This is a genomic window from Cognatishimia activa (assembly GCF_026016445.1).
In the GTDB taxonomy this organism is placed as follows: Bacteria; Pseudomonadota; Alphaproteobacteria; order Rhodobacterales; family Rhodobacteraceae; genus Cognatishimia; species Cognatishimia activa_B.
Genome location: NZ_CP096147.1, coordinates 275,411 through 294,164, shown reverse-complemented (window position 1 = coordinate 294,164; position 18,754 = coordinate 275,411). Strand labels below are relative to the sequence as shown.

17 protein-coding genes are annotated in these 18,754 nt (G+C 53.2%); 2 read left to right on the top strand and 15 right to left on the bottom strand.

Annotated features, from left to right (window positions below):
- Window positions 1–2: 2 nt before the first annotated feature.
- Window positions 3–683: an SDR family NAD(P)-dependent oxidoreductase gene (locus M0D42_RS01490; protein WP_265019845.1), complete on the top strand. Its 681-nt coding sequence runs from the start codon at window positions 3–5 to the stop codon at window positions 681–683.
- Between the two features lie 358 nt (window positions 684–1,041).
- On the opposite strand, the gene M0D42_RS01485 is transcribed toward M0D42_RS01490, so the two are convergent.
- The 5 genes from M0D42_RS01485 to M0D42_RS01465 all read right to left on the bottom strand — a co-directional run bounded on the left by M0D42_RS01485 (window position 1,042) and on the right by M0D42_RS01465 (window position 6,258).
- Window positions 1,042–2,049 carry an endonuclease/exonuclease/phosphatase family protein gene (locus tag M0D42_RS01485; RefSeq protein WP_265019844.1) on the bottom strand — a complete coding sequence of 336 codons (1,008 nt, stop codon included), beginning with the start codon at window positions 2,047–2,049 and terminating at the stop codon, window positions 1,042–1,044.
- Window positions 2,046–3,089: a sn-glycerol-3-phosphate ABC transporter ATP-binding protein UgpC gene (gene ugpC / locus M0D42_RS01480; protein ID WP_265019843.1), complete on the bottom strand. Its 1,044-nt coding sequence runs from the start codon at window positions 3,087–3,089 to the stop codon at window positions 2,046–2,048. The genes M0D42_RS01485 and ugpC overlap by 4 nt, the downstream gene beginning before the upstream one ends.
- A 12-nt stretch (window positions 3,090–3,101) precedes the next feature.
- Window positions 3,102–3,998, bottom strand: a complete 897-nt coding sequence (locus M0D42_RS01475) for an ABC transporter permease subunit (protein WP_265019842.1) — start codon at window positions 3,996–3,998, stop codon at window positions 3,102–3,104.
- 9 nt (window positions 3,999–4,007) lie between these two features.
- Window positions 4,008–4,889: an ABC transporter permease subunit gene (locus tag M0D42_RS01470; RefSeq protein WP_265019841.1), complete on the bottom strand. Its 882-nt coding sequence runs from the start codon at window positions 4,887–4,889 to the stop codon at window positions 4,008–4,010.
- Window positions 4,890–4,959: 70 nt separating this feature from the next.
- Window positions 4,960–6,258, bottom strand: a complete 1,299-nt coding sequence (locus tag M0D42_RS01465) for an extracellular solute-binding protein (protein WP_265019840.1) — start codon at window positions 6,256–6,258, stop codon at window positions 4,960–4,962.
- Window positions 6,259–6,479: 221 nt separating this feature from the next.
- Between M0D42_RS01465 and M0D42_RS01460 the strand changes: the two genes are divergently transcribed.
- The gene (locus tag M0D42_RS01460; protein WP_265019839.1) at window positions 6,480–7,478 is read left to right on the top strand and encodes a LacI family DNA-binding transcriptional regulator; all 999 of its coding nucleotides are present in this window, start codon (window positions 6,480–6,482) and stop codon (window positions 7,476–7,478) included.
- A 480-nt stretch (window positions 7,479–7,958) separates the two neighbouring features.
- Here M0D42_RS01460 and M0D42_RS01455 read toward each other — a convergent pair whose 3' ends face one another.
- From M0D42_RS01455 to M0D42_RS01410, 10 genes are all read right to left on the bottom strand, one after another.
- Window positions 7,959–8,882: an SMP-30/gluconolactonase/LRE family protein gene (locus M0D42_RS01455; protein ID WP_265019838.1), complete on the bottom strand. Its 924-nt coding sequence runs from the start codon at window positions 8,880–8,882 to the stop codon at window positions 7,959–7,961.
- Entirely contained in the window at window positions 8,882–9,625 is a 744-nt protein-coding gene (locus M0D42_RS01450; RefSeq protein ID WP_265019837.1) for a cytochrome b561 domain-containing protein, read from the bottom strand. Before M0D42_RS01450 ends, M0D42_RS01455 begins: the two co-directional genes overlap by 1 nt.
- Entirely contained in the window at window positions 9,625–10,497 is an 873-nt protein-coding gene (locus M0D42_RS01445; RefSeq protein ID WP_265019836.1) for a carbohydrate ABC transporter permease, read from the bottom strand. The genes M0D42_RS01450 and M0D42_RS01445 overlap by 1 nt, the downstream gene beginning before the upstream one ends.
- A gap of 1 nt (window position 10,498) precedes the next feature.
- Window positions 10,499–11,425 carry a carbohydrate ABC transporter permease gene (locus M0D42_RS01440; RefSeq protein WP_265019835.1) on the bottom strand — a complete coding sequence of 309 codons (927 nt, stop codon included), beginning with the start codon at window positions 11,423–11,425 and terminating at the stop codon, window positions 10,499–10,501.
- Between the two features lie 88 nt (window positions 11,426–11,513).
- Window positions 11,514–12,842, bottom strand: coding sequence for an extracellular solute-binding protein (locus M0D42_RS01435; protein ID WP_265019834.1), 1,329 nt, complete (start codon window positions 12,840–12,842; stop codon window positions 11,514–11,516).
- A 28-nt stretch (window positions 12,843–12,870) separates the two neighbouring features.
- A complete protein-coding gene (locus M0D42_RS01430; RefSeq protein ID WP_265019833.1) occupies window positions 12,871–13,959 on the bottom strand; it encodes an ABC transporter ATP-binding protein in 1,089 nt (362 codons plus the stop codon).
- Window positions 13,960–14,053: 94 nt separating this feature from the next.
- The gene (locus tag M0D42_RS01425) at window positions 14,054–15,094 is read right to left on the bottom strand and encodes a LacI family DNA-binding transcriptional regulator (protein ID WP_265019832.1); all 1,041 of its coding nucleotides are present in this window, start codon (window positions 15,092–15,094) and stop codon (window positions 14,054–14,056) included.
- 60 nt (window positions 15,095–15,154) lie between these two features.
- Entirely contained in the window at window positions 15,155–16,657 is a 1,503-nt protein-coding gene (locus M0D42_RS01420) for an aldehyde dehydrogenase (NADP(+)) (RefSeq protein ID WP_265019831.1), read from the bottom strand.
- A 1-nt stretch (window position 16,658) separates the two neighbouring features.
- Window positions 16,659–17,573, bottom strand: coding sequence for a dihydrodipicolinate synthase family protein (locus M0D42_RS01415; RefSeq protein ID WP_265019830.1), 915 nt, complete (start codon window positions 17,571–17,573; stop codon window positions 16,659–16,661).
- Window positions 17,574–17,575: 2 nt separating this feature from the next.
- Window positions 17,576–18,751 (bottom strand): L-rhamnonate dehydratase, encoded by a 1,176-nt coding sequence (locus M0D42_RS01410; protein WP_265019829.1) that lies wholly within the window; start codon window positions 18,749–18,751, stop codon window positions 17,576–17,578.
- Window positions 18,752–18,754: the final 3 nt, after the last annotated feature.

Genomic DNA, 18,754 nt, shown 5'->3' with positions numbered 1-18,754 from the left:
GAATGAACGGACGATCCGTTTTCATAACCGGTGGTGCTTCGGGCTTGGGCGCGATGACTGCGCGTCGCCTCGCGGAAGAAGGCGCTCAGGTTGTTGTCGCGGATATTAATCTTGATGCCGCACAAAGAGTCGCAGACGCGTTGAACGCCGATGGATACGCTGCAAGTGCCCAACAGGTTGATGTCACCTCTGGTGAAAGTGTTCTTGCAGCAGCGGAAAACGCCCAAGACCAGATTGGAAAAATAGACGGTGTGTTCGCATGCGCCGGTATCACAACAAACGGAACAGCTGTAGACATGGCTGAAGACGACTGGGACAAGGTGATGCAGGTCAACTTAAAAGGCGTCTTTCTGACCTGCAAACATACCATCCCATTTTTGGAAAAAGCGGGAGGTGGTTCCATTGTCCTTGCTGGATCAATTACGTCGTTCACCGGTGAGACCAAAAGCTGTGCATATGCGGCCTCAAAGGCGGCGCTTGTCAGCTTCTCACGGAACATGGCGTTGGACTATGCGAAGTCGTCAATTCGAGTGAACCTCGTATACCCAGGGCATTGTGAAACGCCATTGGTGCAGGAGTTATTCAGCAAGATCAAAGGCTTACGAGAAATCCTGTTGACGCGGTATCCAATGGGACGGCTGGCGGAGGAACGTGAAATTGCCAACGCGGTGCTATTCCTATAGTCAAATGAAAGCTCATTTGTAACGGGAACAGAGCTTGTTGTAGATGGGGGATTCCTAGCCGCCTAACGCAGGTCAGAAACGTCTAATCAGTTACGTTTTGCCCGCTCATCCCGGTTTCGATTGCGATTGGTCGAAGGTTGTGGGGGCAAATTGACCAATGCTGCGATGGCTATGAATATCTGCGCCGCGCAAAATAAACGGACTCTGCAAAAGTTAAGCGAACAGCCCTTAAAAGTCATTTACGCGGAGACGCTGTCTCCGCGTTGAGACGTGGCAAAGTTGCCCGTCGTGGAACTGCCGAAACTAGATTCATCGGCACCCGAAGCATCATGCAGAAGTCCCAAAGCTGTAACAATAGCTAAGGTACTAGTCCGACCCTCGCCCAAACGAGGTCATGGTCTGACAATGGTTTTTCGTCTTTTCCAAGCGAAACTTTGATGCCCTTATCCAAACAGTTGAATCCGCGGCCGGCTATCCAATCCAGCTTCATAACCCGATCTGGATGTGGCGAGATCAGGCTCGCGCGGGTCGAGTATCCCGGTGCTGTAAAATCCCAGGAATACCCTTGCTTTTCGGAGAGGGCGAAAAGCCCTTCCTGCCGCCAGTCGAAATCTGGAGGGACGTGATTGCCCGTATTCAAATCTCCGCCGATCAGCACTGGACCACTCGGCGCAAAGTCGTCAATTGCGTTCAGCAGAATTTCAAACTGCCGCTCTCGGTAAGGACCATCAGCATTGCTTTCCAGATGTGTCGACACCACTGTAATCGTGCCGTTTTGAACCGGCAGCTCAGCTAGCAAAGCCATCCGCCCGCCAATGCGCGGCTGCTCTGTATCATCTGCGCCGCTCGCTTCGCAAAACCAATGTCCTGTTTGGTCAAGACGGACCATTGCGGTACGAAGCATTGGAACCGACGACAGAATGGCATTGCCATGCCACCCTAGCTCGTTGAAGTCGTCTCTACAGAATTCACGTTCCGTCGGACCGCCAAGACCCATTTCAAAGAATTCCACACCATAAGCATATTGCATCCCCATATGTGAGGCGAATTCGCGCGTGGTGTGGACCTGGCTTGTACGTGACATGCCATGATCCATTTCAGACAATAGAACCAAATCCGGCGCGATGTCTTGCAGGTGTTCAGCGCTTTCTTCTGGAAAAAGGCAACGCTCGACGTTCCATGCCGCAATGCTAAAAGTCTCTGGGAGCGCCCTACTCTTGGGTTGACCGCCCAGTTCTACAGTATTCATAGCAGGAAGAGTGTTTAAAAACTCTCGGTGCGCCGCTTGCGTCCGCGGGGCGGCCAAAATCTGGTCCCGCTGAGACGTAGTCACCGCCGGCAACTCCGCTATTGTTTCAGTGATCATAGTGCGCGCCCTGTTTCCTTGCTAAAGAGCCGCATTGCGCCCGGTTTGAACCCGACTTGCTGTTGCCCACGCTCGACGCCAATTTCTTTTGGAACATGAATTGAGAAGTCTTGGCCGCTGAGCTGACCATGCAGCAGGCGCTGCGCGCCGAGTTCTTCAACAATCTCAATATTCAAAGGGATGCCTTCGCCCGAGAGGTCGACGTCTTCAGGGCGAATACCAAAGGTCACTGGTCCATTTTCATTGGTCTCAGTCTGACCAAGGGTCACACCATCGGCCATGCGAACGACACCATTTTCGACCTGTGCATCTACAAGGTTCATTGGAGGAGCCCCCATAAACGAGGCTACAAAAGTGGATGCCGGGCGGTGATAGATCTCAGCAGGCGTGCCGATCTGCTCGATACGACCCGCGTTCAAAACCACAATTCGATCAGCCATTGTCATCGCCTCGACCTGGTCATGGGTCACATAGATAGAAGTCACTCCCAGTTCGCGTTGGAGGCGGCGGATCTCGATGCGCATCTGTCCGCGCAGTTTTGCGTCGAGGTTGGACAGAGGTTCGTCAAACAGAAACAGTTCTGGGCTGCGCACGATTGCGCGCCCCATCGCCACGCGCTGACGCTGACCACCAGACAATTGGCTGGGTTTGCGATCCATCAGCTCACTCAGGTTCAAGACCTTTGCTGCTTTTGCAACAGATCGATCAATCTCCTCCTGTGAGATTTTGCGGTTTTTCAAGCCATAGCCCATGTTTTTGGCCACAGTCATATGGGGGTAAAGCGCATAGTTTTGAAAGACCATCGCAATGTCGCGATCTGCAGGGTCCACATCGTTTACAACGCGGCCCCCAATATGCAGAGCGCCTTCGGTGATGTCTTCAAGCCCAGCGATCATACGCAATAGCGTGGATTTTCCGCAGCCAGACGGGCCTACAAGCACGATGAACTCACCGTCTTGAATTGTGAAATCTGCGCCATGTACGGCTTTGAACCCGTTTGGGTAAGTTTTCTTAATATTATCCAGAATGACATTTGCCATTTTCTGATTTCCTTATTTATCGGATTCCGTCAGGCCCTTAACGAACCAGCTTTGGAAGAAGACCACGATGGCAACCGGGGGCAGCACCGCGATGATGGCCAATAGATTTGCACGTCCATATTCCGGAATGTTTGAGCCTTCAAAATCCTGAACGATCTGCTTAATCCCACGCACAAGGGTGAACATTCCCTCATCTGTGGTGATCATTGTCGGCCAAAGATATTGGTTCCAGCCAAAGACAAACATGATGATGAACATCGCTGCGATCATGGTCTGGCTTAGCGGGACCAGAATATCGACGAAGAACTTGACCGGACCAGCTCCATCAATCCGCGCGGCTTCCACCAGCTCCTCGGGAACTGAGCGGAAGAATTGCCGGAAGAAGAAGGTTGCAGTTGCCGAAGCAATCAGAGGCACAATCAAGCCGGTATAGGTGTTCATCAGCCCAAGGCCTTGGATCACCTCGTAAGATGGCAGAATGCGCACTTCCAAAGGCAGTAAGAGCGTGGTGAAGATGATCCAGAATGCGAAGGTCGCGAATTTCAAACGGAAATAGACCAAGGCATAGGCCGCCATCATCCCCAGAACAATTTTCCCGACCGCAAAGCCAACCCCCAAAATCATGGAGTTTTTCAACATCACCATGCCGGTGTTTTCATTGGTGAAGCCACTGGACTCAAACATTGCCTTCTGGAAGTTCGGACCAAGCTGGTCGCCCAGTTTAAACTGAAGACCTTCTTTGATAATCTCTGTGTCAGGCAGTGAGGCCGTCAGGAACACCAAAACCAATGGAACTATCATCATCAATGATCCGGCGATCAGCACGAGGTGATCAAAGACGGTGTTCCATTTGATCTTCCGGTGACGCACATGTGTCGCGGCAGACTGTGCCGTTAACGTATCAGTCATTTTCAGTCCTCACGTATAATGTATGCGCCGCTCAACCAGGCGGAATTGGAAGATTGTCAGCGCCAGCACCAGCACCATCAGTACAACCGATTGAGCTGAAGAGCCGCCAAGGTCATTGCCGCGGAACCCATCCACATAGACTTTGTAGACGAGGCTCATCGGGTTGTTGCCAGGCTCGCCCTTTACCACCGTGTCGATCACGCCAAATGTGTCAAAGAGCGAATAGGTAATGTTCATGATCAACAGAAAGAAACCAGTCGGTGCAAGCAACGGGAAGGTCACATCCCAAAAGCGGCCAGAGGCGGATCGATTGTCGATCAGCGCGGCTTCACGCACAGATTTTGGGATCGACTGAAGACCAGATAGCAGGAATATGAAGTTGACTGGAATTTGCTTCCAAACAGAGACAACGACCATTGCAAAAGCTGTATCATTGTAGTTCACGCCAAGTTTGAACTCCCATCCGAGGGAATTAAAAAACTCGGTCAAAGGACCGTGGGATTGGTCAAACATCAAAATACCAATCACGCCTGCCACGGGCGGCGCAACAGCATAAACCCACATCAAAAGCGTGCGATACGTTTTCGCCCCACGCAGAACTGTGTCAGCCTTCACCGCCAACAAAAGCGCGATCGCCAACGAGAAAAATGTCACAAGAAGCGTGAAGACAACCGTGAAACCCGCAACCTTCATATATTGCGCATTCCCCAGAAGATCGGTGTAGTTATCCAACCCGACAAAGGTTGACCCAAAACCAAATGGATCTTGCAGAAAGAAAGAAGAATGGACCGCATGCGCTGCGGGCCAATAGAAGAACACGGCAATAATGCTGAGCTGCGGTAAAAGCAGCAACATGGGCAGCCAAGTGACCGCAAATCCTGCGCGTTTCATTAAAGTCTCCGAGTACAAAAGAACCGGCGGCCCACCAAAGTTCGGCGAGCCACCGGCCAGGAGTTAAGTCTTAGCCTTGGGTCTTGGCGAAACGTGCCAGCAGTTTGTTGGCTTCTGCCTCGATTGCTTCGAACGCAGTATCCACATCTGTTTCACCAGTCAGGATGCGGCCGTATTCACGGTTCATCACGTCGCGGATCTGTACGTAGAAGCCCATGCGGTAGCCCTTGGTAAACTCACCTGCTTCCAGAGACAGCTGTTCGATGCCAACTTCTGCCGCTGGGAAACGGTCATAGTGGCCGTCTTTCTTCGCAACGTCGTAAGCTGCTTCAGTGATCGGCACATAACCAGTTTGCTGGTGCCAGAAATACTGAGTGTTCTCAGATGTCAGGAAGCGGAAGAACTCAGCAGTTGCTTTGTTTTCTTCTGCAGATTTGCCTGCCATCGCAAACAGAGCTGCGCCGCCGATGAACGTTTGCTTAGGCTCTGTAGTCACAGCTTCCCAGTAAGGCAGTTTCGCCGCGGAGAATGGGAAGTCCACTTTTTTCAGCAGGCCACCGAAGGAACCGGAGGAACCAAGCCACATTGCAACTTCGCCGTTTTCAAACGGAGCCGCGTTGTCGCCCCAGCCAGTGCCATACCATTCAAAAAGACCCGCATCTTTCCAATCAACCAGCGCTTGGAAATGCGCTTTGATGGCTGGGTGATTTACTTTGATCTCGGTCGCTGGCGCGTCGTAACCGTTGTTGTTGTTAGCGAACTGAATGTCGTGACGAGAGAAGAAGTTCTCTGTGAAAATCCATGGCAGGTGAGACTGGGACAGAGGCACATAACCGGCTTCTTTCAGAGCTGGTGCTGTGACAGAAGCGAATTCTTCCCAAGTTGCAGGCGCCTCAACTCCGGCTTTCGCAAGCGCGTCTTCGTTGAAGTACATGATTGGCGTGGAAGAGTTGAACGGCATGCCGATCATTTTGCCGTCATTGTCGGCAAAGAAGTAACGCACACCTGCGATGTAGTCGTTGATGTCAAACTCAACACCATTGTCTTTCATCAGGTCTTCAACTGCCACTGTTGCGCCTTTCGCGCCGATCACAGTTGCTGCGCCTGCGTCAAACACCTGCATGATGTTTGGCTGCTCACCTGCACGGAAGGCCGCGATACCAGCTGTCAGGGTCTCTTCGTATGTACCCTTAAAGATAGGGGTGATGGTGTAGTCGTCTTGGGATGCGTTAAAATCCGCCGCAATCTGATTTACAGTTTCACCCAGGGCCCCGCCCATTGCGTGCCACCAAGTGATTTCTGTTTCAGCAAATGCTGGTGCGGACAGGCCGAAAGCGGCAGCCGCAGCGAGTGCGAAGTTGATTTTCATAGTAAGCTCCGAATACCAGAGGTGAAGACCGCAGCAGTTACGGCCTGTGGATTAATCTTGCTTGAGGACTGCGCGACTCACGCAAACCTGCACACGTGTTCACATAGCGGCGCTACGTTACAGGATTGTGACCCTTTATGAATGTTATGTGACATTCCAAGGCGCTTTACGGGTGAGACGATGTATGCGAAATCGTTTGTATGGGACGAAACGAAGACAGTGTGACACCGACTCGCCCGCGGCGTGTTACAGCGACAGATGTTGCCAAAGCCGCAGGTGTCTCCCGATCGGCAGTGTCGCGAGCTTTCACTGACGGCGCCTATCTTGACCAAGACAAAAAAACGCGAATTCTAAAAGTTTCACAGGACCTTGGCTATCGGCCAAATGCCTTTGCAGCGGGCTTGCAAAAGACTCAATCAAACATTGTAGCGGTCGTCGCAGGTGAAATGCGCAGCCATTATGATCACGAGTTGGTTGATCACCTGCTCAAAGAACTTGTGGCAATTGGAAAATGGCCGATCGTGCTCAGTGGCCAAGAAATTTCCGACACGCCAAATTTGCATGGAATATTTGGTTTCCCAGTCGATGCCATGATTGTGCGAGGTGGTAGTGTCGATGAATTCGTCGTCGAATCCTGTGCCAAATTACAAATCCCGCTAATTTTCTCCGGCTGCGTAGTGGATGCTGAACACGTCGATTCAGTGAGCTGTAGAAACTTTGAGGGCATGTACGCCTTGGCCAATTTGCTCGCTGAAACCGGTCGCAGAAAGATTGCTTACATCGATGGCCTACCTAATCGCGCCTCAAAGCAGGAACGCCCAGCTGGAGCGAGGGCGGGACTAGCGAACAATGGGCTCGCGTTTGTCGATACTGAAACTGCGGATTTTTCCTATGAAGGCGGCTATCGAGCTGCGATAGCACTTATGAAGAAGAATGACCTCGACGCCATTATGTGCGCGAACGATGAAACAGCCCTAGGCGCGATCACAGCAGTGAGGCAAGAGCTGGGCTTAAGAGTTCCAGAGGACGTAGCCATCACCGGGTTTGATGACCTAAGGATGTCCGATTGGCCAAATTTTCGCCTAACCACGGCGCGGAACCCGACAGAAGAAACCGTTGCAGCGATTGTGCGCCTATTGTCCGAACGTTTAGAAGACCCTAATAAAGTCGGTGAAACCGTCTTACTTGATGCCGACGTTGTGAAACGAGAAACGCACTAACCGTTGAATTCGAGGCCAGCGGATGAAATTACTATTTTCTCTGGCAGAACAATAAGTTGCACTTGGTCGTGCCGCTGTTTTTTTGTTTCTCACAAAATATCAGCACTGATTATTCGAAAAGAAAATCAGATCATTCGGAACAGTCTGCGGGAACATGAAATGGAAATGTTGGTTCTGCTTATGACGCAAAGGGCAAATTCGTCTGACCTTCAACAATCGGCATGAAGCGCCACATAGTTCTCCCTTCAAAGCAACAATAAGAATTTGATTTTGAACGAATATTATTCCGAGCGCGCACAAGCATTGCCTTTTGTGACGCAAAAGATTTCCAACTGATCGATAGCGTATTTTCAGGCTTCGAGTGTCAGTTTGGCAGCGACTGTCGATTTCAAAACCATAGAAGCTTTTGTTAGCTAGGTGACATTTCTTGATCGATTCCACTCGAGTTCTTTGCGCAGCGTGTTCTTGGTTGCTTCATGATCACCTTAAACCATTTACGTTCAAATAGACCGAATAGAGCGAGCTAGTCGCGGCAATAAAAAGCCGGTTGAGTTTGCTGCCGCCAAAGCAAACATTTCCCACGATTTCAGGTATATGGACCTTTCCGATCAGGTCTCCGCTTGCGTTCAAGCAGTGCACACCGTCAGCAGCGGAACTCCAGATCCGCCCAGCGCGGTCCAAGCGGAACCCATCAAAGAAACCATTACTGCAATCGGCAAAAACAGCCCCTTTCGTCAGCTGTTTGCCATCCTCAGTAAGCGGTATTTTGCGAATATGCGCTGGTCCATCTACTTCATGGGTCCCACCTGTGTCGGAGACGAACAGAAACTTTTCATCTGCGGAAAAGGCGAGACCATTTGGTTTTACAAAATCCGTAGCGACTGCCTTGATGCTCTTGGTCTCTGGATCCCAGCGATAGACATGGCAGGCACCAATTTCGCTCTCAGCACGTTCGCCTTCGTAATCCATCATGATCCCATAAGAGGGATCTGTGAACCAAATTGAGCCATCCGATTTCACCACCACATCATTCGGCGAGTTCAAACGTAAACCATCGACTGCATCGGCGATGACAGTGACAGTCCCATCAAAATCAGTCCGGGTAACGCGTCGCGTTAGATGTTCACAAGACACCAACCTCCCCTGCCCGTCTACCGTGTTGCCATTGGTGTTGTTCGAAGGCCTGCGGAATTCTGAAACGGAGCCGTCGGTTTCGTCCCATCGCATCAGGCGATTGTTAGGAATGTCAGACCAAACCAAATAACGTCCCGCAGGAAACCACGCTGGCCCTTCTGACCAGCGTGCGCCAGTCCAAAGGCGTTCGACGCGCGCGTGACCAATGAAGCATTCGTTGAATTCAGGCTCAATGGCTTCAAATCCTGTTCCCTCTATGACACCAAACATTAGTCAGCTCCTTCTTGAGAAATCGATTTGATTGGGTGGTCCTCGCGACGCGTCGCCCAACCGGTTTTGGGGATGCGATTGCCAGGCAGGTCAGGGTCCGGGCCCCAGATTGCCTGATAGGTATCAAACGCGTGTCCACGCCGTTGCAGGATCGTCGACAGGATGAGCAAAGCAACCCACCAATTGGCGATCACGATCCACATCCAACGTGGCGCGTTTACCGCCCAAAGACCTGAGACAATCGCCGCAGCTCCGATGACAAGTGCTATGTAGCCAAAGATGCGGTGCAGCAGCTCGAACTTCAGACGCCAAGGGGTCATATCGTAATGATCCCCCTTCAGACTTCCGTCAGCCGCACGCGCCGTTGGGCCGCCCTTGCTGCCCCTGAAGACACCCAACAAGACTTGAAGTGTTGCTAAGGCTAAAACCGAATATCCAAGCCATTGATGCAGCAACGCATTTACATTGCCCAAGGCCCCGCCCCCCAGGATCAGACCCAATCCAAGCAGCGACAACGCATAAGCCAGCACCTGCCCCACCCAGTGGCAATGCCACCACGTCTTGTTATCAAGCTCTCTTGGCCAGTCCTGCCCCGGCATCACTTTCAGATACCGTGCGGCGACCACCGCGCTTGGGGCAAGAACACCCCATGCTATGGTCATCAGCCGAGCGTGCCAAGAAACCGCAAAGCCAACCTCATGAGCGCGTGCTGGGTCAATGGGAGTGAGCAACCAGTCCAGCATCAGCCTTTGACCGCTCCGGCTGTCATGCCAGTGATGATCTGGCGGGATGCTGCGAAGGTGAAGATGATTGGAGGCACGGCCAGCAACATCCCGGTCGCCATGATCACACCCCAGTCGATGTCGTATTCGGTGATCGAGTTCACGATGGTGACTGGCACAGTCCGGGTCGAGCGACCAAGCAATGCATTGGCCAAGAGGAACTCGTTCCAGGCGATGCGGAAGGTAAAGATCGCTGCGGCTGCGAGGCCCGGTTTGATGATCGGCAAAACCACCATGAAGAAGACCTGGATCGGGTTCGCGCCATCCATGCGTGCAGCTTCTTCGAGCTGGATCGGCACCTGGACAATGAAACTCTGCAAAATCCAGATCACAAACGGTAGGTTCATCGCTGTGTAGACAAAGATGATCCCCATGTGAGACTGGTCAAGGCCGTATTGAAAGGTCCAGATGCCGAACACAGGCACAAGCAGGACCGCCGGGGGTACCATGCGCATCATGAGGGTGGTCATCGAAACCGTGCCACGGCCCATGAACTTAAAGCGCACCAGCGCGTAGGCTGCCATACAGCCGATCACCAGCGTCAATGCGGTCGAAACAATCGCAACGAAAAGCGAATTTCCTAAGGCGCGTCCGAAGGTCGGATCGCAATAATCTACATGTGCGGGTTCATACCACAGGACATTACACAACACGGTCTCGTAGTTACTGATCGTTGGCGTGAAGAAGAAAGCTGAAACGCTTTCATCATAGATATCGACGTTCATCTTGAACGAGGTCGCCAGCATCAAGGCAATTGGTCCGACGGACATGACCACAAGGGCCGCCAAAAGCGCATAAAACGCTGGATTTTGCTTTTCGGTGGAGGCAGCCATCTTATTCGTCCTCAGCTTGAGCCGCTTTCAGCATGCGTGCTGTGCGGGCTTCTTGAAATTTCGTGTACATGAACATGCCGATTGTCAGCGCCATGAGCATGATGAGCAGAAGGTTTGACATGGCCGCTGCTTCACCTAGCTCTTGGAATTCCTGAGCGGTGCGGAAGATGCGCAGGGCGACAATCTCGGTCGACAGACCCGGTCCGCCATTTGTGAGAACCATGATCACTTCGAGCACTTTGAAAGCATCGATCAGGCGCAGCAGAAGCGTCACAATTAGAACCGGCATCATCAGCGGGATTTTGATCAGAACGATCTTTTGCCACTCGGTGGCACCGTCGATCTCTGCAGCTTCCAGCGCGGAGCGTGGCAGAGATTGCATCGCGGCAAGCGCGAGGATGAAAATAAACGGGGTCCACTGCCAGACGTCTGCAATGACAACCGCGATGAATGACCAGGTGCTGTCAGACAGCCAAGGGATGCCCTGTTCAAAACCGAGATTTTTGATGGTCCGGTTAAAGATACCAACGGTCGGGTGATACATATACCGCCACATCAGACCCACAACGATCGGAGCGATCATCATTGGCAGGATGAAAATCGTACGTAGAAGCGACATGCCACGAATGTTGCGATCCAACAGCAGCGCGAGACCCACCCCGATGATCATCTCCAACGTCACCACGACGGCGGCAAATTTAATCGTGACCCAGAAGCTTTCCAAGAAAGCGGCGTCTGTAAGAAGGTTTGCGTAATTGCGCAGACCAATAAAGTCAGCTTCGCCAATACGTTGGCTTGGGCTCCAGTCAAGAAAGCTGGCGTAGACCATATACCCGATGGGGTAGAGCAGCGCGAAAACCAGCACGACGGCGGCAGGCGCAAGAAACATGTATGGGGTGAGCCGATTGGCCCTTGCTACAGCGCTCATGAATGAGGCCCTTCAATTCTTTGGTTGGCTTTTTGATTGGGTGCCGCAGAGCGTGCCACGGCACCCATTTTCCTGAGAGGGAGGAAGCTTAGTTCCAGGTGTAGTAGCCTGCGTCTTCCATGATGTCGCGCGCGCGCGCTGCCACGCCATCCAACGCCTCTTGGATGTCCGCATCTTCGGTCAGAACCTTAGACAGGGATGTACCGATGTCTGCGTTGATCTTGCCCCATACTGGGATAATCGGACGCCAGTCCGGATCTGCGTTTTTCAGCGCTTCACCGAAGACTTCGAGGTGTGGGTGCACGGCCAGAACCTCTGGATCGGCATGGGTTGAGAACCGAGATGGGTTACCACCGGCGATGGCGATCATCTTGTCGGCGTCCTTGCTGGTCAGCCACTGCATCAACAGGAAGGCTGCATCTTTGTTCTGCGCATTCGCTGGGATGCCGATGCCAAAGCCACCCGTTTGAGAGCCAGCACGTGTGCCAACTGGATGAGGCGCCCAAGCGACTTTGCCCACAACTTTGGATTTAGATGGGTTGTTCACCTGACCCGCGAAGACGGTGGAGTCGAGGAACATCGCGGAATTACCTTGCAAGAAGGATGCACCCGCCTCTGCAAAGCCAAAGGTTTCAGCACCCTCTGCTCCGCAATCGACGATGGATTTCAGCGCTTCAGCCGCTTTCACGCCAGCTTCGTTGTTCACAATTGGATTCCAGTTGTCGTCAAAGATACGACCACCCAGAGGTGCCAGATGCAGCAGGAATGCGTGGGATGCGTGGTGACCAGAGGCCGCACGCGAGGCGAGACCGCCCATGCCTGGCTCTAGCTCAGGAATTTTACACGCAACATCGAGCAGTTCGTCATAGTTGGTTGGAACTTCTAGACCATGCTTATCAAAGATGTCCTGACGATAGCCAAGGATCGATGTCTCGGAACCAAATGGGATACCAAACAGAGAGCCAGTTGGACCTGGCAGATAGCCTTTTGTACCGCCTGCGACACCGATGTTGCCGACATAGCCGTCAATCAAATCACCTGCGTCATAGCCCGGATCCGCCAGCTTTGGGTTCATGAAGTATTTCGCGAGGTTCTCGAGCTGGTCGGCATAGACATAATCTGCCTTTGAGAAAACCACGTAAGCGATCAGGTCATAGTCGCCTTTGTTTTTTGTCAATTCCAGCGTCTGCTTTTCACGCATTTTCAGGTACTGAAGCTGATCCACTTCAACCCGAATGCCTGTCTCTTTGGTGAATTCCGGCAGCACCTTCATCACCGCATCGAAATGCGGGTGTGCTGGGAAGTTCACAACCAGTGTTTCACCAGCGTATTCTTCGTAAGGATTGGCCAAGGCCAGAGTTGTCGACAAGGTCAAGGCTGTGACGCCCGCCCCTACCTTCTTGATAGTATTCAGCATATGCTCCTCCACTGCTGTTTTGTGCCGCTTAAAGTGCGGCCTCCGTTTCGCGATCGAATAGATGAATGGCGTCTGTGTTGACCTCAAACCGCAGCTGTTCTCCCAGCGCGATTGGCGTGTCAGACTTTAGCTCAACCTCAACTTTCTGGCCTGCGCAGTCGCAGATCAGAACCGATTGAGCGCCGATGTATTCAGAGACAACAACCTGAAGATCAAAGCTGTGATCGTCCGCTGCCTCTGGCGCGTATGTCAGGTCGGCTGGGCGAATGCCCACGGTGACTGGACCTTTTGCCGCTGCCGGCAGGTTATGTGCGCGCTCTTCAGGCAGAGCGATCTGGAACCCCGCGCCTTTGACGACCAGTTTGCCGTCTATCTCGGTCAGCTCGGCATCAAGGAAATTCATCGGCGGTGAGCCAAGGAACCCTGCAACGAACTTGTTGACTGGCCGTTTGTAGAGCTCTTCAGGTGTGCCCTGCTGCTGAATGTAGCCACCGTGCATCACGACGATCCGATCAGCCAAGGTCATGGCTTCGATCTGGTCGTGGGTCACGTAGATCATGTTCTTCTGAACCTGCTGGCGCATCAGCGCGAGTTCGGCCCGCATCTGGCCACGCAGTTTTGCGTCAAGGTTAGAGAGCGGTTCGTCAAACAGGAAAGTGCTGCTGTCGCGGGTCAGGGCGCGGCCCATGGCAACACGCTGGCGCTGGCCACCGGATAGTTCACCCGGTTTACGATGCAAGAAATCTGTCAAGCCAAGCATCTTGGCGACGTCTTTGACCTTGGCGTTGATCTCGGACTTTGGGGCTTTTTGCAGACGCAACGCAAAAGACATGTTCTGCGCCACATCCATATGCGGATAAAGCGCATAATCCTGGAACACCATCGCCAGATCACGCGCCTTTGGCTCAAGCCCGCTGACAGGTTTTCCATCAATGTAAATCTCACCACCTGAAACGGTCTCCAGACCGGCAATCATGCGCAGGGTTGTTGACTTACCGCAGCCTGACGGCCCGACGAAAACGGTGAACTCGTTTTCTTCCATCTCGAGATTGATTCCATGAAGAACCTCGAAGTCCCCGTACCGTTTTACGAGGTTATCCAGCTGAATTTTGGGCATTCTTCCTCCGCCTTGTTACCGGTCACACTAACACTTATGTGACCGGTCACATAGTAAATTAAAATTATGCAAATCAGAGGTTTAGCAAATTAATTTAAGAAGATTTCAGACTGTCGCGAAACTCGATCGTCGGAGGCAGAGTGATATGTTGCGCAGATTCGGGCGCATTCTCTTCAGGGCCAAGTAGTTCAACGATCAGATTTCCGGTCGCCTGACCAATGGCCGCCGGGTCCACAACGACCGTACTGATGGTCGGAGAGGCAAATCGCGACACCTCAAAGTTACCAAATCCAACCACAGAAATCTGCTCAGGCACCGACACTTTCATCGCCTTCAATCGGCTTTGCACACCAAAAGCAGCCATGTCTGAAACACAAAAAACACAGTCCGTATTAGGATATTCATTCAGTACCAGATCGACGGCAGCGGCACCGTTTTCAATAGACAATGGTGGCGCCCCAAACCGGATCTCTGCATCAGGGTTGCGCCCTGCTTCCAGCATCGCCTGCTTAAAGCCCTTGCGCCTTGCTGCACCACGGGTCCAGTCATCTTCGTTTTCGCCCAGGAAAACGATGTTCTTGAAGCCGCGCGCGAGCAGAGCCTGCGTCATATCGTAGGCAGCCTGCTCGTTTGAAAAGCCAACCGTATGTTCGATCGGCGCTTTGGGTTTTTCCCAGATCTCGATTACCGGGATTGAGGCGTCACGGAGAAGCTCAACGGTACGTTCTGTGTGACCGTCATAGGACAGCACCATGGCTTCGGGCCGCCTGCGCAGCATGGTCTCGACAATTTGTTCTTCCCGCTCGGGCTTGTATTCGGTGTGGCCCAAAAGCAGCTGCAAACCCTGCTCTTCAAGAACCTCAGTCAGCGACTGAACGGTCTGCGCAAAGTGAAGGTTGTTCAACGAGGGCAGAAGGACGCCAACAAACCCCGATTTCTTTGTTGTCAGTGACCCGGCCATCTGGTCGGGGACATAATTCATATCTTTGACAACTTTCAGGATATGTTCGCGCGTTTCCTTTGAAATCGGACTGTCTTTTTTCAACGCGCGGCTGACTGTCATCCGCGATACGCCTGCCGCTTTTGCAACGTCGCGCATCGTGACGGGTTTGTGACCGGGAGTTTTGCTGCCCATTGTTATTCTCCGATTTTCTCAGAGATTAGAGCAGTTTGTTCCCGGTCACAATCAGATCATTTAGCCCTGAAGTTCCGCAGGAAGCAGAGCTTCTGGGATGTTTTGATAGCTGACCGGACGCAGCCAACGGACGATTGCCAAAGTACCAACAGATGTTGCCCGCGTATCGGTGCTGGCCGGGTATGGGCCGCCGTGCATCATAGACGAACAGACCTCGACGCCAGTTGGGAACCCGTTCGCAAGGATGCGGCCTGCCTTTTCTTCCAAGATTGGCAGAAGACCCGCCGCCAAAGGCGTATCGCCTTCATCCAAATGCAACGTTGTTGTCAGCTGACCTTCCAAGGTTTCAGCCAAGGCCTGCATTTCGGCAACGTCTTCGCAAAGAACAATGATACCCGCCGCGCCAAAGACTTCTTCTTGCAGCTGATGGTTTGCCATCCACTCTTTCGCAGACACTTTGAAGAGCGCCGGCAAAGCAGAGCGTTTCGCTGCGGCCGTGCCACAGGAGCCGACTTCCACCATGAGCTCTTTGAAGGTTTGAACACCTTTTTCAAAGGCATCATGGATACCATCGGTCAGCATCTTCTGCTCTGCAACGCCTTTCAGCGCACCAACACAAGCTTCTTCAAGCGCGGCGGCCTGAGGGCCTTTCACCATAACAGCAACACCAGGATTGGTGCAGAATTGCCCTGCCCCCATTGTCAGCGACGCCGCCCAACCTGATCCGATCTCAGCGGCACGGGTTTCCATCGCAACGGGCAGGCAGAACATTGGGTTCACGGAACCCAGTTCGCCATAAAACGGGATTGGGGATGGGCGCGCGTGGCACAGATCGTAAAGCGCCCGACCGCCAGCAAGCGAGCCGGTGAAGCCAACAGCAGTAATCTCTGGATGCTGAACCAGCGCACTGCCGACCTTGCGACCAGAGCCCTGCAACATCTGGAAGGTCCCCTTCGGCATGCCTGTCAGTTCAATTGCTTTAGCAATCGCCTGCGCGACCAGCTCAGCCGTGCCAGCATGAGCACCGTGGCCTTTCACGATCACCGGGCAGCCCGCCGCCAAAGCCGAGGCCGTATCGCCACCTGCTGTAGAAAACGCCAGCGGGAAGTTCGACGCACCAAATACGACCACTGGGCCGATTGCTTTGTGCGTCAGGCGCAGATCAGGACGGGGGAGAGGTGTCCGATCAGGGAGGGCGCCGTCTTTGCGGATATCGAGATACCCTGTTTCTTCGATCAAATCGGCGAACATGCGCAGCTGTCCAGTTGTGCGGCCACGCTCGCCCACAAGACGGGCTTCAGGCAGACCTGTTTCCGCCATGCCTGCTTGGGTGATCTCATCACCCAGAACGTCCATCTGTTCTGCAATTGCGCGCAAAAACGCTGCGCGATCCGCGCGTGATGTGCTGCTATACGCACGGAAGTCGCGGCGAGCTGCGAGACAGGCTTCATCCACCTGCGCGCTTGTCGCCTGAGCAAAACTTTGTCCCTCAAGATCAGGGGACGCGGCTAATTCGTCAGAGCCTACCCAGGCCCCATCGATCAAGTTTTTACCAAAAAGCATGTTATTTTCCCCAATTCAGGACCATCGGGTCCAGAGGTTTCAAAAGGTCAATCAGTCGTTTGCGGATGGCTGGATGCAGTGGCTCAATCGGGTGGCGGCTGGCTTCAGACCTAATCACGCCGCCTTCGACCATCGCCGCCTTACAGCTGAGCCAAGCGCATTGTCGGTTTTCGTGATTGATCGCCATTGCCACGCGTCCATAGGCGGCCGTCGCCTCTTCCTTGCGGCCTGCGTAGTAATGAGTCAGCACCGGCTTGATCTGATCCACGATCATGCCTGAGGTCATCGACCCAGTTGCACCGCCGTCCAGATCCGCCAGAAGCGTAATTGCCTCTTCACCATCAAAAGGTGCCTCTATGGCATCACCCCCCGCTGCGATCAGATCACGCAGTTTGTTGGCCGCCCGTGGGCACTCGATTTTGAAGAGCTTCACCATGTCGATTTCCTGCGCCATCTTCACGAGAAGTGGCACTGGCAGATCAACACCAGAGAGTGGCGCATCCTGCACCATGATCGGAATGCCAACCTCGCCGACAGCCTTGAACTGATCATAGGTCTGCTGCGGTGAGCCTTTTAGCAAAGCGCCGTGATAAGGCGGCATCATCATCACGATGTCTGCACCCAAATCCTTGGCGAATTGCGCGCGTTCAACAGCAATCTTGGTGGCGTAGTGGCTGGTGGTCACAATCACCGGTACACGACCGGCGATATGTTCAAGGCAGAGACGCGTCAGGATTTCGCGCTCGTCATCGGCCAGCAAAAACTGTTCTGAAAAATTCGCCAGAATGCAAATCCCGTCTGCACCCTGATCGATCAAACAATCCAGAACACGTTTCATGCCTTCCAGATCAAGCGAGCCATCTTCATGGAACGGCGTTGGCGCAACTGGCCAAATTCCTGTGTAGCTGACAGACATGATTATTCCTCAATCTCAAAGTGTTCGAGGTGTTTGTCGCTGATCGTGATGCCCAGACCCGGCAGATTGTCATCCAGATCAAGGAAACCATCGACCGCGTCGGGATCGCCTTCGAAGATGTAGTAGAAGAGTTCGTTACCGACCTCGACGTCATGCACCGGGAAGTATTCCGAGATCATGCAGTTCGCGTTCGCCATGGTAAGGTGGTAGTTGTGCATCTGACCTGCGTGCGGGATGACCGGCAGCTGGAAAGCTTCAGCGATGGCATTGATCTTCTGTGCTGCAGTGATGCCCCCGACCCGGTTGGTGTCGTATTGCAGAACAGAAACGGCTTTCTTCTCGATCAGGTCTTTACAGCCAATCACCGAGAATTCGTGCTCACCGCCAGAGATCGGAACGATGTTCATCGCGTTAAGCTCGCGGTAGCCTTCCACATCATCCGCAATCACCGGCTCTTCCAGCCAGCGCGGCTCATATTTGGCCAGCTTCGGCAGCATGCGTTTGGTGTAGTCGAGGTTCCAACCCTGATAGCATTCTAGCATCAGGTCGACGTCATAGCCGACCACTTCGCGAACAGCTTCAACGCGCTTGAGATTCTCGCGCATGCCGGCCATGCCGTCTTTCGGTCCCCAGCCAAAGCGCATCTTATAGCCTTGGTAGTTGTTCTTCTTGGCCTCTTCCGCCTCTGCCTGCATGGACTCGATCGATCCAGCATAAAGCTTTGAATAGTAGACTGGGATTTTCTCTTTCGTGCGGCCGCCAAGCAGCTTGAACACAGGCTTGCCGGAGAGCTTGCCCATCAGGTCCCAGATCGCGAGATCAATGGCGGACATCGCCGTCATCCCGATACCTTTACGACCCCAGGCGTGGGAGCGGCGGTACATCTTTTCCCAGATGTAAGCGTAGTCAAACGGATCTTCGCCGATCACCATCGGCGCATACCATTTATCGATAGCCTTTTTCACGATGGTGGGTGCGAGTGCCGCGTTACCGATGCCGACGGTGCCGTCTTCGGTTTCGATCTCACAAGTCAGCCAGTTGTGGAAACGGAACGACGACATTGCGTCACCCTTGTCCCACAGCACATCAGATGCGTTAGTGCAGAAATTGCCTGTCGGTGGCACGGTTGGCCCCGTCCAGTTCCAAACGCGCGTGCGGACGGATTTAATCTTGGTCATGAG

Coding starts and splice junctions, on each gene's coding strand:
- M0D42_RS01490 (WP_265019845.1), top strand. CDS start 3: ATGAACGGACGATCCGTTTTCATAACCGGTGGTGCTTCGGGCTTGGGC.
- M0D42_RS01485 (WP_265019844.1), bottom strand. CDS start 2,049: ATGATCACTGAAACAATAGCGGAGTTGCCGGCGGTGACTACGTCTCAG.
- ugpC (WP_265019843.1), bottom strand. CDS start 3,089: ATGGCAAATGTCATTCTGGATAATATTAAGAAAACTTACCCAAACGGG.
- M0D42_RS01475 (WP_265019842.1), bottom strand. CDS start 3,998: ATGACTGATACGTTAACGGCACAGTCTGCCGCGACACATGTGCGTCAC.
- M0D42_RS01470 (WP_265019841.1), bottom strand. CDS start 4,889: ATGAAACGCGCAGGATTTGCGGTCACTTGGCTGCCCATGTTGCTGCTT.
- M0D42_RS01465 (WP_265019840.1), bottom strand. CDS start 6,258: ATGAAAATCAACTTCGCACTCGCTGCGGCTGCCGCTTTCGGCCTGTCC.
- M0D42_RS01455 (WP_265019838.1), bottom strand. CDS start 8,882: ATGTTTGGTGTCATAGAGGGAACAGGATTTGAAGCCATTGAGCCTGAA.
- M0D42_RS01450 (WP_265019837.1), bottom strand. CDS start 9,625: ATGCTGGACTGGTTGCTCACTCCCATTGACCCAGCACGCGCTCATGAG.
- M0D42_RS01445 (WP_265019836.1), bottom strand. CDS start 10,497: ATGGCTGCCTCCACCGAAAAGCAAAATCCAGCGTTTTATGCGCTTTTG.
- M0D42_RS01440 (WP_265019835.1), bottom strand. CDS start 11,425: ATGAGCGCTGTAGCAAGGGCCAATCGGCTCACCCCATACATGTTTCTT.
- M0D42_RS01435 (WP_265019834.1), bottom strand. CDS start 12,842: ATGCTGAATACTATCAAGAAGGTAGGGGCGGGCGTCACAGCCTTGACC.
- M0D42_RS01430 (WP_265019833.1), bottom strand. CDS start 13,959: ATGCCCAAAATTCAGCTGGATAACCTCGTAAAACGGTACGGGGACTTC.
- M0D42_RS01425 (WP_265019832.1), bottom strand. CDS start 15,094: ATGGGCAGCAAAACTCCCGGTCACAAACCCGTCACGATGCGCGACGTT.
- M0D42_RS01420 (WP_265019831.1), bottom strand. CDS start 16,657: ATGCTTTTTGGTAAAAACTTGATCGATGGGGCCTGGGTAGGCTCTGAC.
- M0D42_RS01415 (WP_265019830.1), bottom strand. CDS start 17,573: ATGTCTGTCAGCTACACAGGAATTTGGCCAGTTGCGCCAACGCCGTTC.
- M0D42_RS01410 (WP_265019829.1), bottom strand. CDS start 18,751: ATGACCAAGATTAAATCCGTCCGCACGCGCGTTTGGAACTGGACGGGG.